General features: G+C 49.3%; 15 protein-coding genes. 10 read left to right on the top strand and 5 right to left on the bottom strand.

All coding sequences use genetic code 11. The features are described from left to right. Nucleotides 1-66 precede the first annotated feature (66 nt). From argS to hslU, 4 genes are all read left to right on the top strand, one after another. On the top strand, nt 67-1809 hold the full coding sequence (argS, locus tag ACP7H9_RS07515; protein ID WP_034822765.1) for an arginine--tRNA ligase: 1743 nt from the start codon (nt 67-69) through the stop codon (nt 1807-1809). A gap of 6 nt (nt 1810-1815) precedes the next feature. Further along, the gene (locus tag ACP7H9_RS07520) at nt 1816-2382 is read left to right on the top strand and encodes an SPOR domain-containing protein (RefSeq protein WP_034822763.1); all 567 of its coding nucleotides are present in this window, start codon (nt 1816-1818) and stop codon (nt 2380-2382) included. Nucleotides 2383-2465: 83 nt separating this feature from the next. Further along, nucleotides 2466-3023, top strand: a complete 558-nt coding sequence (gene hslV / locus ACP7H9_RS07525; RefSeq protein WP_011235683.1) for an ATP-dependent protease subunit HslV — start codon at nt 2466-2468, stop codon at nt 3021-3023. A gap of 1 nt (nt 3024) precedes the next feature. Beyond that, nucleotides 3025-4377, top strand: a complete 1353-nt coding sequence (gene hslU, locus ACP7H9_RS07530) for an ATP-dependent protease ATPase subunit HslU (protein WP_034822761.1) — start codon at nt 3025-3027, stop codon at nt 4375-4377. 24 nt (nt 4378-4401) lie between these two features. On the opposite strand, the gene ACP7H9_RS07535 is transcribed toward hslU, so the two are convergent. Continuing rightward, nucleotides 4402-6474 carry a putative bifunctional diguanylate cyclase/phosphodiesterase gene (locus tag ACP7H9_RS07535; RefSeq protein ID WP_034822759.1) on the bottom strand — a complete coding sequence of 691 codons (2073 nt, stop codon included), beginning with the start codon at nt 6472-6474 and terminating at the stop codon, nt 4402-4404. A gap of 160 nt (nt 6475-6634) precedes the next feature. Between ACP7H9_RS07535 and rraA the strand changes: the two genes are divergently transcribed. Then, the gene (rraA, locus tag ACP7H9_RS07540) at nt 6635-7120 is read left to right on the top strand and encodes a ribonuclease E activity regulator RraA (RefSeq protein ID WP_034822757.1); all 486 of its coding nucleotides are present in this window, start codon (nt 6635-6637) and stop codon (nt 7118-7120) included. Continuing rightward, the gene (locus ACP7H9_RS07545) at nt 7117-8166 is read left to right on the top strand and encodes a formimidoylglutamase (protein ID WP_034822755.1); all 1050 of its coding nucleotides are present in this window, start codon (nt 7117-7119) and stop codon (nt 8164-8166) included. Before rraA ends, ACP7H9_RS07545 begins: the two co-directional genes overlap by 4 nt. On the opposite strand, the gene hutI is transcribed toward ACP7H9_RS07545, so the two are convergent. Continuing rightward, nucleotides 8117-9343, bottom strand: coding sequence for an imidazolonepropionase (gene hutI / locus ACP7H9_RS07550; RefSeq protein ID WP_011235678.1), 1227 nt, complete (start codon nt 9341-9343; stop codon nt 8117-8119). The two genes, ACP7H9_RS07545 and hutI, sit on opposite strands and share 50 nt — an antisense overlap. Before the next feature lie 123 nt (nt 9344-9466). On the opposite strand from hutI, the gene hutC reads away from it, so the two are divergent. From hutC to hutH, 3 genes are read left to right on the top strand one after another with little or no spacing between them, the layout of a single operon-like run. After that, the gene (gene hutC / locus ACP7H9_RS07555) at nt 9467-10168 is read left to right on the top strand and encodes a histidine utilization repressor (protein WP_011235677.1); all 702 of its coding nucleotides are present in this window, start codon (nt 9467-9469) and stop codon (nt 10166-10168) included. A 3-nt stretch (nt 10169-10171) separates the two neighbouring features. Beyond that, nucleotides 10172-11848, top strand: coding sequence for a urocanate hydratase (gene hutU, locus ACP7H9_RS07560; RefSeq protein WP_034822753.1), 1677 nt, complete (start codon nt 10172-10174; stop codon nt 11846-11848). 9 nt (nt 11849-11857) lie between these two features. Next, nucleotides 11858-13393 (top strand): histidine ammonia-lyase, encoded by a 1536-nt coding sequence (gene hutH / locus ACP7H9_RS07565; RefSeq protein ID WP_011235675.1) that lies wholly within the window; start codon nt 11858-11860, stop codon nt 13391-13393. Nucleotides 13394-13402: 9 nt separating this feature from the next. On the opposite strand, the gene ACP7H9_RS07570 is transcribed toward hutH, so the two are convergent. The 3 genes from ACP7H9_RS07570 to ACP7H9_RS07580 are packed head-to-tail and all read right to left on the bottom strand — an operon-like array spanning nt 13403 to nt 15658. Beyond that, on the bottom strand, nt 13403-14305 hold the full coding sequence (locus tag ACP7H9_RS07570) for a bifunctional GNAT family N-acetyltransferase/hotdog fold thioesterase (protein WP_011235674.1): 903 nt from the start codon (nt 14303-14305) through the stop codon (nt 13403-13405). Between the two features lie 5 nt (nt 14306-14310). Continuing rightward, the gene (dtd, locus tag ACP7H9_RS07575; RefSeq protein ID WP_011235673.1) at nt 14311-14748 is read right to left on the bottom strand and encodes a D-aminoacyl-tRNA deacylase; all 438 of its coding nucleotides are present in this window, start codon (nt 14746-14748) and stop codon (nt 14311-14313) included. A 55-nt stretch (nt 14749-14803) separates the two neighbouring features. Then, a complete protein-coding gene (locus tag ACP7H9_RS07580) occupies nt 14804-15658 on the bottom strand; it encodes a virulence factor BrkB family protein (protein WP_011235672.1) in 855 nt (284 codons plus the stop codon). A 69-nt stretch (nt 15659-15727) separates the two neighbouring features. Between ACP7H9_RS07580 and ACP7H9_RS07585 the strand changes: the two genes are divergently transcribed. Continuing rightward, entirely contained in the window at nt 15728-16450 is a 723-nt protein-coding gene (locus ACP7H9_RS07585; protein WP_011235671.1) for an SDR family NAD(P)-dependent oxidoreductase, read from the top strand. Nucleotide 16451 lies beyond the last annotated feature (1 nt).

The following is a 16451-nucleotide window of genomic DNA, read 5'->3' on the forward strand; positions in this document are numbered from 1 at the left end:
GAGCGTAGCGATTAAACTAAGCGCTTTGAATTTCCTCTTCGATTTTTCATACAGGTAGTCGCATTAATGAAAGAACAACTTGAACAGTTACTGGCCGAAGCCATTGGTCAACTTAAAGCACAGGGCACAATTCCGGCGGATCATTCAGTAAACATTCAGTTGGACCGACCCCGCGATAAGTCTCACGGTGACTTTGCGACAAACTTGGCATTAATGCTGGCAAAGCCTGCGAAATCGAATCCGCGTCAGTTGGCAGAAGCCATTGTTGCCGCGGTTCCGGAGAACTCCCTGTTGTCGAAAATGGATATTGCCGGGCCGGGCTTTATTAACTTCACCATTTCGCAGGACCAGTTGAAAGACCAGCTAACCGCGATGCTCAGCAGCGACAGCCTGAACGTGGATGTGGCAGAAGAAAGCAAAACCATTGTTATTGACTACTCGTCGCCTAACCTGGCGAAAGAAATGCACGTAGGCCATTTGCGTTCTGCCATTATTGGCGACGCCGTGTCGCGCGTGTGTGAGTTTTTAGGGCATAAAGTCATTCGCCAGAACCACGTGGGCGACTGGGGCACGCAGTTCGGCATGCTTTTAGCGTACATGGAAGCGCTGGATAACCAGTCTGCTGAATATGAGCTGAGCAACCTGGAGACTTTTTATAAAGCCGCCAAGCAACGTTTTGACGAAAGCGAAGAGTTTGCTGACCGTGCACGTCAGCTAGTCGTAAAACTGCAGTCGGGCGACGAATACTGCCTGAAGCTGTGGAACCAGTTTATTGATGTGTCACTGAGCCATTGTCAGGACGTTTACGACCGTTTAGGCGTTAAACTGACTCGTGACGATGTGATGGCAGAGAGTGCTTATAACGACAAGTTACCGGGTGTTATTGAGCACCTGCGAGAAAAAGGCCTGTTGACTGAAGATCAGGGTGCACAATGCGTGTTCCTTGAAGAATACAAAGGTAAAGAAGGCGAACCGCTGCCTATTATTGTGCAGAAAAAAGGCGGGGGCTACCTCTATGCCACCACCGATTTAGCCGCTATTGAATACCGTCAGAAACAGTTAGGTGGTGACCACCTGATGTACTTTGTGGATGCGCGTCAGTCGCTGCATTTCGACCAAATTTTTACGCTGGCACGCAAAGCCGGTTTTGTGGAAGGCGAGATACAGCTAGACCATTACGGTTTTGGTACCGTGATGGGCAAAGATGGCAAACCTTACAAGAGCCGTGACGGTGGTGTGACTAAGCTGGCTGATTTATTAGATGAAGCTGAACGTCGTGCACTAGAGCTACTGCAGCAGAAAACGACTGATTTAACAGATGAGCAGCAAAAACGCGTTGCTGAAGTGGTGGGTATTAGCTCGGTTAAGTACGCGGACTTATCAAAAAACCGTACCAGCGATTACATTTTCGACTGGAACCACATGCTGACTTTTGAAGGCAACACGGCACCTTACCTGCTTTATGCTTACACCCGTGTGAACAGTATTTTTGACCGTTTAGGCGACACAGCGTTTGATCGCAACGCCGACATTATTCTGGATGACGAACGCGAGCTGGCGTTGGCGAATCAGCTGGTGCGTTTTAACGAAGTGCTGCATCAGGTTCAGGATAAAGCCATGCCGCATTTCTTATGTGGTTTCCTGTTTGATTTGGCCGGTCGCTTCTCCAGTTTTTATGAAGCCTGCCCAATTTTGAATCAGGAAGACGAAGCCCTTCGTAACAGTCGTCTGAAGTTGTCGATGTTAACCGCCAACGTGCTGAAGCAAGGCCTGGAATTACTGGGTATTCCAACCCTGGAGAAGATGTAACGCACTATGGATTACGCGAATCGTAAGCCAAAACCGCCAAAACGTAAGCCGGCTAAGAAAAAGGGAACCAATAAAAAGCAGCAACGCGGTGCAAAACCCGTTGCTGAGCGTAAGCCGGTGCCCTGGTTCGTGGTCGCTGTTGCCATTGTCCTGATAGCATTTTTTACCTATATTCTGCTGCAAATTAACGGTAAATCTGAACAGGTTGAACAACCAAAGGTACAACCGCCACCGGCTGACTTATTGCCAGAGAAATCGGCTGAACGCTGGCGCTATATAGAAGAGCTAAAAAGTAAAGAGGTGGAAGTGGATGTGCCTGAACGCGAACTGGGTCCACCGAAACTGATGCAATGTGGCTCTTTCCGTCAGCAGGAAGACGCTGAAAGGTTACGTGCACAAATTGCGATGGCGGGGCTTGAATCTCAGGTACGCTCGACTGAAGGGAGCAATGGGCTTTGGTACCGGGTTATTCTGGGCCCTTATGAAACCAAACGAGATGCTGAAAGTGACCGTCATAAACTTCAACGCAATCAAGTGTTTGGTTGTGCTATCTGGAACTGGAATCTGGATTAATCGGCTGACACCATTGAAAAATACGATATAGACCCTCAAATACTTGTCATCGACGTCACTAAGACAAAAAAGAGGGTCTTGCTTTGACTACTATCGTATCTGTTCGCCGCGGCGATAAAGTTGTAATTGGCGGAGACGGCCAGGTTTCCTTAGGTAATACCGTAATGAAAGGTAATGCGCGTAAAGTGCGTCGCCTATACCACGATAAAGTGCTGGCAGGTTTTGCCGGCGGAACCGCAGACGCTTTCACACTGTTCGAACGTTTTGAATCCAAACTTGAACAACATCAGGGGAACCTGATGCGTGCGGCTGTGGAATTGGCAAAAGATTGGCGTACCGACCGTGCTTTGCGCCGACTGGAGGCATTGCTCGCGGTTGCGGATAAAGAAACGTCATTAATTATTACTGGTAATGGTGACGTTGTGCAGCCGGAAAATGACCTTATTGCGATTGGCTCCGGTGGGCCGTTTGCGCAGTCGGCAGCAAGAGCTTTGCTGGAAAATACCGACTTGAATGCCCGCGACATTGTGCAAAAAGCACTGACCATTGCAGGCGATATCTGCGTGTACACCAACGGCAACCAGACCATTGAAGAAGAAGAGTCTATTGCTGAAGACAAAACGAAGCAGGGGAAAAAATAAGATGTCTGAGATGACCCCAAGAGAAATTGTAGACGAATTAAACCGACATATTATTGGCCAGGATAAAGCAAAACGCGCTGTCGCCGTTGCTTTGCGTAATCGCTGGCGCCGGATGCAGCTGGATGACGAGCTGCGTCAGGAAGTAACGCCTAAGAATATCTTAATGATAGGCCCTACCGGTGTGGGTAAAACGGAAATTGCCCGCCGCCTGGCGAAATTAGCGAGAGCACCTTTCATTAAAGTTGAAGCGACTAAGTTCACAGAAGTGGGTTACGTGGGCAAAGAAATTGAATCCATTATTAAGGATTTAACCGACGTTGCGGTGAAGCAAACGCGCGAAGAAATGATGCAAAAGGTACGTTACCGCGCTGAAGAAGCGGCGGAAGAGCGTATTTTGGATGTGCTGTTACCACCGGCGAAGCAGTCTTCTTCTGGTTGGGCTCAGCAACAGGAAGAGACGCCGGAAAATGATGACCAGCGTGGTACGCGTCAGGTATTCCGTAAGAAGTTACGTGAAGGCCAGCTGGATGACAAAGAAATTGAAATTGATTTAGCCATGCCGCAAATGGGTGTTGAAATTATGGCGCCTCCGGGTATGGAAGAAATGACGTCGCAGTTGCAGAACATGTTCCAGAACATGGGCAGCGATAAGACAAAAGCACGCAAAATGCGCATTAAAGATGCTTACAAGCAGCTAGTCGAGGAAGAAGCGGCGAAATTGCTGAACCCCGACGAAGTAAAAGAAGCTGCTATTGAGTCGGTTGAGCAAAACGGCATTGTCTTTTTAGATGAAATTGACAAGATTTGTAAGCGTGGCGATACCAGCGGGCCAGATGTTTCCCGCGAAGGCGTGCAGCGCGACTTGCTGCCTTTGGTTGAAGGGACCACGGTGAATACCAAGCACGGTATGATAAAAACTGATCATATTCTGTTTATTGCCTCTGGTGCATTCCAGATGAGTAAGCCGTCAGATCTTATTCCTGAATTACAGGGGCGTTTGCCTATTCGGGTTGAGCTGGAAGCACTGACCAGTGGCGACTTCGTGCGTATTCTGACAGAGCCAAGTGCGTCGCTGACGACTCAGTACCATGCTCTGCTGAACACTGAAGGCGTTGAAGTGAGCTTTACTGAAGAAGGCATTCAGCGTATTGCTGAAGTGGCATTCCATGTAAACGAAACGACAGAAAACATTGGTGCGCGTCGCTTACATACGGTGCTGGAGCGTTTAATGGAAGAAATTTCCTTCCATGCTACTGACCACAGCGGTGAGAAACTGGTTGTTGATGCCGATTACGTGAATGAACATGTCGGTGAGCTATCGCAAGACGAAGACCTAAGCCGCTTTATCCTGTAAAAATACTCTGCAGAAATTGTAGAGCTAGAAAGCCGTTGCAAACTCTCCGGGTGGCAACGGCTTTTTGTCGCCTTGAATTTGGCGTTCAATCAACTGTTCAGCAAATTGCAGGCGCATTGGGGGGGAGTAAAAATAGCCCTGCATCATGTCGCAACCCAGTTTTTGCAACATGTCCTGCTGTTCTTGGGTTTCAATGCCCTCGGCAATAACGCGTTTACCCAGACCGTGAGACAGCCGGATCATGGCTTTTAAAATGGTGACATCGTTATTATTTTGCTGCAGTTCGCTGACAAAGCTGCGGTCTATTTTAATTTTGTTAATAGGTAATGAGCGAAGGTAAGCCAGGGAAGAGTGACCGGTACCAAAATCATCAATAGAAATGCCAAAACCCATTTCCCGCAGCCGCTGGATAACACTCATGCCGTTGTGTAAATCTGACATGGCCACGTTTTCGGTGATCTCAAGCTCTAGCCATTCGGGCGATATATTGTAGTCTTCCAGTAACCGCTGCATTTTTTCTATTAACTGAAAATGCTGAAATTGTGGCGCTGATAAATTCACCGCTATGGGCCAGCAGAGACCAAACTTTTGTTTCCAGGAAGCAAGGATAGCAGCCGCGTGGTTCAGTACCCAGTCATCCAGTTCGGTGGAAAGCCCCAATTGCTCGATATAAGGCAGAAATTCCGCCGGACTCAGCAGACCGCGTTCCGGGTGCTGCCAACGGATCAGGGCTTCAAAACCACAAAGCTGTTGATGGTCAAAGTCAAACTGCGGCTGAAGATACAGAGTGAACTCATTCTCTTGCATAGCGCGGCGTAAAATTGGCTCCATATCAACCAGATAGGAGTACATCTCATCCATACCCCGCTCATAAACGGTAACACTGGGCTGGTGTGACTGCTTTGCCTGAGTCAGCGCAATGGTTGCTTTATTGAGTAGAACTTCCGATCGACTGCCGTGCTGAGGGTAGCGTGCAATACCAATACCCGCGGCAATATTCAGCGTTTTTTCGCCCACTTCAATGGGGTTACTCAGTGTGTCCTGAAGCTCTGTAGCTAAATCTTTTATAAGACTGCGGCTTTTTAAATGATCAAAGGCAAGAGCAAAGACATCGCCACTGATACGGGATACCGCCAGAGGCTGTTTGCGAAAGTTTTGCAGGCGTCGCGCAATTTCTTTTAGCACCTGGTCACCACCGCGAATACCAATGTTTTCGTTAACCACTTTAAAGCGACTGACGCCAACAAGCATAATGGTTAATTGACGGTTGTTACTGCGGCAGTACTCGATGAATAAAGGAATTTTACTGACCAGCTGGTCACGGTTAGAGACTCCGGTCAGCGCGTCATGGGTGTGCAGATACTCGGCTCTTTGGATGGCGCGCACTGCGGTATTGCGCTCAGATTCCAGCAACCAAATGATAATACCGACGATAATCGCCGCAATGATAATGATATTTAAAAGCGCCTGAAAGCTGAGAGCCCAGTCCACAGCGTTTCCGGGTAAAGAAAAAATAACGCTAAGTACGACTAAATTCTTAAAACCGATACTGAAAAAGCCACCGGACACCAATTTGGGGCCGATACCGCTTCCTAATTTCCGCCACATAAGCAAGCTGATAGCGATTAACGCTACGCCAGTGACCAGAAACCGCATAAATCCGGCATTGGGCGTGTTACCCGCATCGCTTATGGTGGGATCTAGCCAAAAATAGGAAATAATACCGCCAACCAACGACACCCCATAAGCTATATATTGCCAGTAGTGTTGCGGTTTTTTATTAAACGCGGCACAAGAGGCACCGAGGGCAATAAACGAAATGGCTAGGTACTGGCAGGTTAAAGCGACCCCTTGTAAACCACTGGACCAGCTAAGCGCAGACTCGGGCGCGACCATTGCGCTTCCGGCCAAAAAGGCTCTGATGATTTCTCCAGGACCAAATGCACAGCAGGCGAAAGCCCAGTAACCTAGATAATCGCGTTGATAGTATCTATGGTAATACATCAGTAAAGCGGCAAATCCGAGCAGAAAAACTGCCTGTATTGAATGCGCAAAGGTCTCTATAGCCAGACTGGTCATGAGGTCGAGCTGGGGCATGAAAATAGCAATTCACTTTATTATTATTATGGTTAGTTAGATTAAACGGGTTTTTATTCTATAATTCAAGGGTTTCGTTACCGCTATCAGGTTGCTTTTGTCCGCACCGGATAGCAGGTATACTGCCAGCTACTGCTATAGCAACGTCAGGAATACAATCATGGAATACAACACTTCAGAACTTTGCGATTTATACCCCGATATGGTCGATGTGGTTGAACCCATGTTTGAGTCTTACGGAGGCCGCAACTCTTTTGGTGGTAGTTTGGTTATTATCAAGTGCCATGAAGATAAAGGGCTTATTGAGGAAACCATTGCTGCCGACGGTGGTGGGAAGATTTTATTGATTGATGGTGGTGGCTCATCACGCCGTGCTCTGGTTGATGCAGCTATTGCTGAGCAAGCCATGGATAACGACTGGGAAGGCATTGTCTGTTACGGCGCCGTGCGCGAAGTTGACGCGCTGGAAGAGCTGGATATTGGGATTCTGGGTGTTGCTTCTATTCCGGTTGGCGCTATTAGCGAAGGCGTAGGTGAACTGAATGTGCCGGTAAACTTTGGCGGCGTAACCTTTTTGCCGGAAGACCACCTTTATATCGATACTACTGGCGTTATCTTGTCTCCGGAACCATTAGATATTGAATGATGAGTGACATCTCTTACTTAGAACTGACCGACCCGGCAAAATGGGTCACGGTACGTGAACAGGAAACTAAAATTGGCCAGGCCATTCGGGTGCTCTCTGAACAGGGCACTTACGAAGAAAGCCTGGCGGCAGCCTGGGAAGACGGCCAGCGTGTAGCATTAGTCGGTATTCCCGAGAGTATCGGTGTGCGAGCCAACCTTGGTCGCGCCGGTGCCGATGACGGCTGGCAGGCTTTTTTGAAAAGCTTCTTAAACCTGCAAAAAACGGGGTTACTTTCCACGCACGAGATGTTGTTGGTTGGAGCGGTTAATTGCGACGACTTAAACGAAAAGGCCGCTGAACTCGATGCTACAGACGCCCATGATCTGGCCACTTTACGTGAACTTTGCGCGCAGGTTGATGCCCGCGTCGAGAAAATTCTGACGCCGTTATTCGAGCAGGGTTTTGAGGTGATTGTTATTGGCGGGGGTCACAATAATGCGTATCCGCTGCTGAAGAGTTTGCATAAAGTGACAGAGGAAGCTTGTGGTGCGGTCAATTTAGACCCTCATGCAGACTTTCGTCCGCGCGAAGGCCGCCACTCCGGCAATGGCTTTAGTTACGCTTATATGGAAGGTGCGCTGGAGTTTTACCATATTGTTGGTTTGCATCAGGGCAAAAACTCTGCCAGTAGCCTGCGTCAGCTGCAAGACGCTGGCATGCGTTACCATACACTGCATCGCTTATATGAGCGTCCATTTGTTGAGGTGATGGACGAAGTGGTAGCAAAAGCCGTGTCCTGGCAGAGGCCGCTAGGTATTGAAGTTGATGTTGATGCATTAAATGCCGTACCAGCCAGCGCTGTAAACTATGTTGGTTTGAGTCTGGGGCAGGGTTTTCAGTACGTTAAGCGCTTAGCAGAGGTGAACGAAGCGCGTTATTTACACCTTGCCGAAGCCGCTCCTTCTTTGTGCAGTACCGGCTTCGACGAAGGCATGAAAATATGCGGACAGTTGCTTAGCGAGCTGACCACGGCTTACTTACACGGTCGTGAGCGACGCCGTTAAACCATAAGGTTTTTAACGGGTTCACACCAAACTGGTACGTGAGCTCAGCGGCGTCTTTGCAACTCCATAGTGCTAAATCTGCGTAACAGCCTTCTGCAATAACGCCGCGCTGGTTTTCGCCTAATGCTTTTGCTGCATTGACGGTAACGCCCCGCAGACACTCTTCCGGTGTCATGTGGAAAAAAGTCGCAGCCATTTGCAGCATTAACGGTAAGTTATGAATCGGTGATGAACCCGGGTTTGCATCGGTGGCAATAGCCATAGGCACCCCGTGTTTGCGCAGTAACTCAACTGGCGGTTTTTGCGTGTCGCGCAGGAAGTAAAATGCGCCGGGCAATAACACCGCCACCGTGCCATTTTCGGCCATGGCCTTAACACCTTCTTCATCCAGTTGCTCAAGATGATCAGCCGATAATGCCTGATAATCCGCGGCCAGCTTGGCACCTTTCTGGTTGGTGATTTGCTCGGCGTGAAGCTTAATTGGCAGTTCTAAGTCTTTTGCCGTTTTAAATACTTTTTCGGTTTGTGCCGGGCTAAATCCAATACTTTCACAAAAAGCATCAACCGCGTCGACCAGGCCTTCATTAGCCAGCGTTGGTAAAATGTTTTGGATAATTTCTTCAATATAGCCGTCGGCGTTATCCTTGAACTCAGGTGGCACTGCGTGTGCCGCCAGCAAAGTGGTTTTAATGTTCACCGGTAACTGTTCGGCTAACTGACGCGCTACGGTTAATTGTTTGCGCTCATTTTCCAGATCCAAGCCGTAACCGGACTTCACTTCTATGGTGGTAACTCCTTGTGACATGAGCGTTTCTGCGCGCTCTAACGCCAGTGTCAGTAACTCTTCTGCGGAGGCCTCGCGGGTGGCTTTAACCGTACTTTTGATACCGCCGCCCTGCTCAGCAATTTCCTGATAGCTGGCGCCATGCAGGCGTTGCGCGAATTCGTTAGCGCGGGATCCGGCCCATACCAGGTGAGTGTGGCAATCAATTAACCCGGGAGTCAGCAGACCACCGTTACCGTCAATGACTTCTGCAGTCGGGGTGGCGGGGGCGTCAAAAGCGGCACCCACAAATTCAATTTTGCCCTTATTAATAATGACTGTAGCGTCCTGGATAAGGCCATAACCCTTATCATCAGTCATTGTCGCTGCGTTGATATTTTCTATGCGTTGCATAACAGTCCTTTAAGGTTGGTTCTGATAAAAGAGTAGCAAAAGCTGCTTGTATATACAATTATTCTGAACTAGACTTTTAGCCTCAAAAACATCGAATCATGTCATTTACATGTTGGGGTCGGGATGAACAAGTTCTCAAAGATAAAACAGCATATTTATCTGAAGATAGAATCCGGTGAGTGGCCTGAAAACCACCCTGTCAGTTCAGAAAATGCCTTGTCGGCGCAGTTTTCTGTCAGTCGAATGACGGCAAGACGCGCGCTACAGGAACTGGCCGATGAGGGGCTGGTCATTCGGACTCAGGGCTCTGGTACCTACGTTGCGCCAATTAAATCGCAAACCTCGTTCATGGCCATTCGCAATATTGCCGATGAAGTGCGTTCACGTGGCCACGATTACCGCGCCAAAGTGCATATGCTGAAAGAACAACCCGCCTCGACTCAGGTAGCTGAAGCGCTGGAGCTGGAAGAAGGGAGCCCGGTATTTCATTCGCTAATCACTCACTATGAAAATGACTTGCCGGTGCAGCTGGAAGAACGTTTTGTTAACCCCAAACTGGTTCCCGATTATCTTAAGCAGGACTACAGCAAGGTAACCCCGCACGAATATTTGTGTGTGGTTAGTCCGCTCACCGAAGCCAGTCATCAAATTGAAGCTATTCTGCCGGTCAATACTCTCTGCCAATACTTAAGTATCGACCGTCACGAACCTTGTCTCAGAATTTTGCGCCGCACCTGGAGCTCAGGTGGCGTGGTGACTTTCGCCACGCTGACCCATCCGGGCTCCCGCTTTAAGTTAGGCGGCCATTTAACCTTTAAGGAGTAAGTCATGTCATTCACCCGTTTGGATAAAAGCCGCAAAATTAGCGCCCCTCATGGAACCGAGCTAACCACCTGCAACTGGCAGGTGGAAGCTGCAAAGCGGATGCTGATGAACAATCTGGATGATGAAGTGGCGGAACACCCACAGGCGCTGGTTGTATACGGTGGCATTGGTCGTGCAGCGCGCAGCTGGGAATGCTATGACAAAATTATTGAAACTTTAGAGCGCCTGAAACCAAACGAATCCCTGTTGATTCAGTCAGGTAAACCAGTGGGTGTGTTTCCTACCCATGAAGATGCGCCGCGAGTATTGATTGCGAACTCTAACCTGGTACCGGAATGGGCTAACTGGGAACACTTTAACGAGCTCGATAAAAAAGGCCTGATGATGTACGGCCAGATGACCGCAGGCTCCTGGATTTACATTGGTTCACAAGGCATTGTGCAGGGCACTTACGAAACCTTTGGTTCGGTTTCGCGTCAACACTTTAACGGTGACGCAAAAGGTAAGTGGGTACTTACTGGTGGCCTTGGTGGCATGGGTGGAGCTCAGCCATTAGCGGCAACCATGGCCGGTTTTTGTATGTTGGCTGTTGAATGTGACGAGTCACGTATCGATTTTCGCCTGCGTACCGGCTATGTGGACCATAAAGCTACTAACTTAGACGATGCGTTAAAACTGATTAATGATGCGATGGCAAAAGGCGAAGCCATTTCAGTGGGCTTACTGGGTAATGCCGCTGACGTTTATTCGGAATTGCAGCAGCAAGGCGTGACGCCGGACGTAGTGACTGACCAGACCTCAGCCCACGACCCTCTGCATGGTTATTTGCCACAGGGTTGGACACTGGAAGAATACAAAGCGAAGCAGGAAAGCGATGCCACTGGTACGGTAAATGCTGCGAAAGAATCTATGGCGGTGCAGGTGCGCGCTATGTTGCACTTCCAGAAAGAAGGCGCGGCAGTACTGGATTACGGTAACAACATTCGCCAGATGGCCAAAGACGTAGGTGTTGATAACGCCTTTGACTTCCCGGGCTTTGTGCCGGCTTATATTCGTCCGCTGTTCTGTGAAGGTATTGGCCCATTCCGTTGGGTTGCGCTTTCGGGTGACCCGGAAGACATCTACAAAACCGACGAGAAAGTGAAAGAGCTGATTCCGGATAACGAGCACTTACACAACTGGCTGGACATGGCTAAAGAACGCATTAGCTTCCAGGGCCTGCCGTCACGTATTTGCTGGATTGGCCTTAAAGACCGGGCCCGCATTGCCCGCGCGTTTAACGACATGGTTAAAAGCGGCGAGCTGAAAGCGCCGGTTGTTATCGGCCGTGACCACTTGGATTCTGGCTCAGTTGCCAGCCCTAACCGTGAAACCGAAGCGATGCAGGACGGATCTGACGCGGTATCGGACTGGCCTCTGCTGAATGCTTTGCTGAATACAGCAGGCGGCGCGACCTGGGTCAGCCTGCACCACGGTGGTGGCGTTGGCATGGGTTACTCACAGCACGCCGGTGTGGTGATTGTAGCCGACGGTACCGAAGAAGCTGACAAGCGGTTAGGCCGGGTGCTGTGGAACGACCCGGGTACGGGCGTTATGCGCCACGCTGATGCCGGATACGATATTGCGAAAAACTGCGCCCGTGAACAAGGGCTTGATTTACCTATGCTGGATACGAAGTAAGGAGGTTGCATGAGTCATTTTGAATTACAGCCAGGACAATTGCAGTTAAGTGAACTGCGCGACTGGTTTTATCAGCATCAGACACTAAAGCTATCTGATGAAGCTAAGGACAACATTGCGACTTCGGCGAAAACCGTTGCAGATGTACTTGAGCAAGGGCGAGTAGTTTACGGTATTAATACCGGTTTTGGGCTGCTGGCGAATACCCGTATTCCACCTGAGCGCTTGACTGATCTCCAGCGTCGTATTGTGTTATCGCACGCTGCGGGAACCGGCGATTTAATGGAAGACTCCGTTGTGCGTCTAATGCTGCTACTGAAAATTAACTCTCTGTCGCGCGGGTTTTCTGGCGTACGGCAAGTGTTGGTTGATGCGCTGATCAAGCTATTGAACGCCGAAGTGTACCCCTGCATTCCGGAAAAAGGGTCTGTGGGCGCATCCGGTGATTTAGCGCCGTTAGCGCACATGGTATTGCCATTAGTGGGTGAAGGTACGGTTCGTCACAACGGAAAGGTGCTAAACGCTGAGGAAGGTCTGAAAATAGCGGGTATTGAGCCGTTTGAGTTGGCACCGAAAGAAGGTCTGGCTTTACTGAACGGCACTCAAGCATCGACTGCGTTAGCTCTAGCCGGACTGTTCCGCATTGAGCGTAATTTCCATGCCGCCATTGTGGTGGGTGCGACTTCTGTGGAAGCCGCTATGGGCTCGCGTGCGCCGTTTGATGAACGTGTTCACGCAGTACGCGGCCAACCGGGGCAGATTAAAGCCGCCGAAATGCTTCGTCACGTGCTGACCGACAGTTCTGAAATTGCTAAAGACCACGAGAATTGCGAAAAAGTGCAGGACCCGTATTCTCTGCGTTGTCAGCCTCAGGTAATGGGTGCGGTGTTAGACCAAATTGAGCATGCCTCGGGTATTTTAGTGCGCGAAGCCAACGGAGTTACTGACAACCCACTGGTGTTCAGCGAAGAGCAGGACATTATTTCCGGTGGTAACTTCCACGCAGAGCCTGTCGCTATGGCAGCCGATATTCTGGCCATTGCTGCCAGCGAAATTGGTGCCTTGTCAGAGCGTCGTAGTGCCCTGCTCATAGACAGCCATTTAAGCAAGTTACCGGCGTTTTTGGTCAATGACGGCGGAGTTAACTCGGGCTTTATGCTGGCACAAGTTACCGCTGCGGCATTGGCGTCAGAGAATAAAACCCTGGCGCATCCGGCGTCTGTGGACAGTCTGCCAACGTCTGCCAACCAGGAAGACCATGTGTCTATGGCAACCTTTGCGGCGCGTCGGTTAACGGATATCGCTAAAAACGTCAGTGACATTATTGCGATTGAGTGGTTAGAAGCCGCACAAGGACTGGATTTCCGTCGCCCGTTGAAAGGTGCTGCTGCGGTTGAAACGGCGTTTAACTGTTTGCGTGAGCAAGTGGCGTACTATGCTGAAGACCGCTTCTTCGCGCCGGATATTAAAGCGGCTAGTGACCTGATTCAAAATGGTGAGCTGGCGGCAGTGGTGAAACTACCGCATATTTTGTCTGAAGTTTAATTCTGCGGGCTAGTCCCGTTTTGCCAGAACCACAAAGCGGCCGGTAAATTCTGCTACCGGCTGCTCTTCATCCAGTATCTGAGCCTTAATCGTTAAACGCGCATTTTTTCCTTGTTTTAACGCGGAAAAGTCACCGGTAACGTCGCTCAAACGCGCTATTGCCCGGGGTTCCTGGGTAACTGGCTTGTGATAGTGAATGTTACCATCGCCTAATACCACGGCTCCTTCCAGTTCCCGCTCTAACAGCTGTAAATGCAGCAATCCCCAGCAGGTTAAGGTACCCAGTGAGTAAATGCTGCCGGCAAACATGGTGCCGTGCACATTAATGTTTCGCGAGAGTACCGCGCGGGTTTCGAATACGCGACCGGTATACTGATGGATTTTAATGCCCATGGCGTCGGAAATAGGTATGTCTTCCTGCCAGGTTTTCTGTAGCTCGGTACACCACTCAGGCCGATAAATAATGCGGTTGTACTCAGTGAAGGACTTGCGTAAATGGTGTTCTGCCATGGGGTTATTTACGGTATCGGCTTCTTCCGCTACGTCGTAACCACACTTTTTATAAAAGCCAATGGTGTTGTCGCGTGAGTTGATCACCACATGCGTTGCGCCTTCTTTGCGCGCAGCAAGCTCAAGAGCGTAGATAATAGCGACCCCATGCCCTTCCCCCCGGTATTCAGGAGCAACCGCCATAAAGCGTATTTGAGCTTCTTCCGGGCTGTTAAAGTGAAGCCGGCCAACCGCAACGGGTTCCTCTGCTTCATTGACTACCATTCGGTGATGACCAACTTGATCGTATTCGTCTTGTTCAGAGCCTAAAGGGCGTTGAAAAGGCTCGCGCAGAACCCGCCAGCGAAGGTAGTAATAACGCTCGAGTTGTTCGTCTGTTTCCGGAGTAATAACGCGATACATAGGTGTTATACCTTCAATTCAAATGTGACCGGGCCGTCATTGACCAACTCAACCTGCATATCTGCTGCAAAGCGCCCGGTTTTTACCGGCAAGCCTTGCGCAGCCATTTGCTCACAAAAAACCTGATACAAATGCTGTGCCTGGTCGGGCGTTGCCGCTGAAGAAAAGCTGGGACGCCGTCCTTTACGAGTATCGGCCGCTAAGGTGAATTGAGAAACCACCAAAACTTCGCCCTGCGCATCGATAACACTATTATTCATTTTGTCTTCAACGTCACTAAACACGCGATAATTGGCTATGCGCTGAGCTAATTTGGCAGCACTGGCTTCGTCGTCTTTGTGTTCAACACCTAATAAGATTAACAGCCCGGGCCCGATAGAACCGACCAGTTCATCGGCAACAGTGACTTTGGCACGGCTAACGCGCTGAATGAGTCCGATCATGAGTACATACCTTTCAAAAACAGAACGGCTATGGTCGGCGAAAATGCAAAGCAGGTCAATCAGACTTCGGCTCAGGCTGCTGTAACTGGTACTCCTCTAAACTGACGGTTAAAACCGCACCAATGAGTACAATTAACCATGACAGATATATCCATACGATAAGAATTGGGATGGTTGCCAGTGCGCCGTAAATGGCCTGATAAGTCGGGAAAAAAGTAATGTACAGTGAAAACAGTTGTTTACTCAGCTCGAACAGAAGCGCGGCAATAACCGCCCCAAAGGCCGCGTAGCGGAATTTAACCTGACGGTTAGGCACTAACTGATACATGAGCACAAAGAATACAAAGGAGGTCACAATGGGTACGAACCACAAGACAAAGCTTTGTATGCCGGAAACATATTCATCAGCAAACTGGCTGAGCGACATCAAGTAAGAGGTTGCAGCCAAGCCCGATCCAATAAGCACCGGACCTAGGGTAAGTAGCATCCAGTAAACAGCAAAAGAAACCAACCAATGTCTGCTGCTGGAATCCCGCCATATGCTGTTCAATGCTTTATCGATGGCTGACATGAGCATAATGGCGACAATAAACAGGAAACCGACGCCAATTGCAGTCATTTTGGAGGCATTAGTCACAAACTCGTTAAGATATTCTTCCAGTTGTTCACCGGAAGTGGGTAAGAGATTCGCAAAAAGTGCCTGCTCAAGATTCTCTTTCAGCTCATCAAACATTGGAAATGCTGAGAAAACCGTAAACATAACGACTAGAAGGGGTACCAGCGACAGCATGCTGACGTAGGTCAGGTGACCGGCGGTGATATTGGTATTGTCGCTATTAAACCTTTGCCCAAAGTACTTTAGAAAGCCTAAGGTGTGGTTGAAATACGATTTCCATTCAATTTGCTTCATGGTGTATTGAGCTAATCCAGTTTTATTCACGTAGGGAAGTAATAACTATCATGATAGAGAGTCGTGCAAATGGCAATGGTGGTATTAGGTGCTGGCGGCGGATTAGGTCGGGCCATCACTCTGGAATTAAGCAAGCAATATCCCGATGAGAGGATATTCGCGTTGTCGCGGCAGCCTGAGGTGCCGGAAACAGACTCGTCAGATGTAACTTATTGCCGAATAGAAGACTACGATGAGAAAGCACTGGGCGCCTGGGTTAGTGAGTTTAAAAATAACGGTGAACAGTTAAGTGGCGTCGTCTCAACCATAGGTATGTTGCATGACGAAGAAACCTTTCCGGAGAAAAAGTTGACCGATATTACGGCAGACAACTTGAATAAGTTATTTTCCGTTAACGCAGTGAAACCCATGCTGGCGCTTAAGGCGTTTTTGCCAATTCTTGACAGAAAGAAGACCCGCTTTTGGGTACAGTTGTCAGCGAAAGTCGGCAGTATTGAGGATAACTATTTAGGCGGCTGGTACGCCTACCGCTCAAGCAAGGCCGGGTTAAATATGCTGTTGAAAACGGCGTCAATAGAGTTAAAGCGTACTCATAAAAACCTGATCGTGGCGGCAATACATCCGGGGACAACGGACACTCGTTTGTCTGAACCTTTTCAGGAGCGAATATCCACCGACAAACTGTATTCGCCTGAACTCTCTGCAGAGCGGATTGTGGCTGTAGTGAAAAACTTAAAACCGGAAAATACCGGAGCGTTATGGCATTGGGATGGTAGTCGTTTACCTTACTGAT

The organism is Idiomarina sp. ST20R2A10 (genome assembly GCF_051842345.1).
Taxonomy (GTDB): Bacteria; Pseudomonadota; Gammaproteobacteria; order Enterobacterales; family Alteromonadaceae; genus Idiomarina; species Idiomarina loihiensis.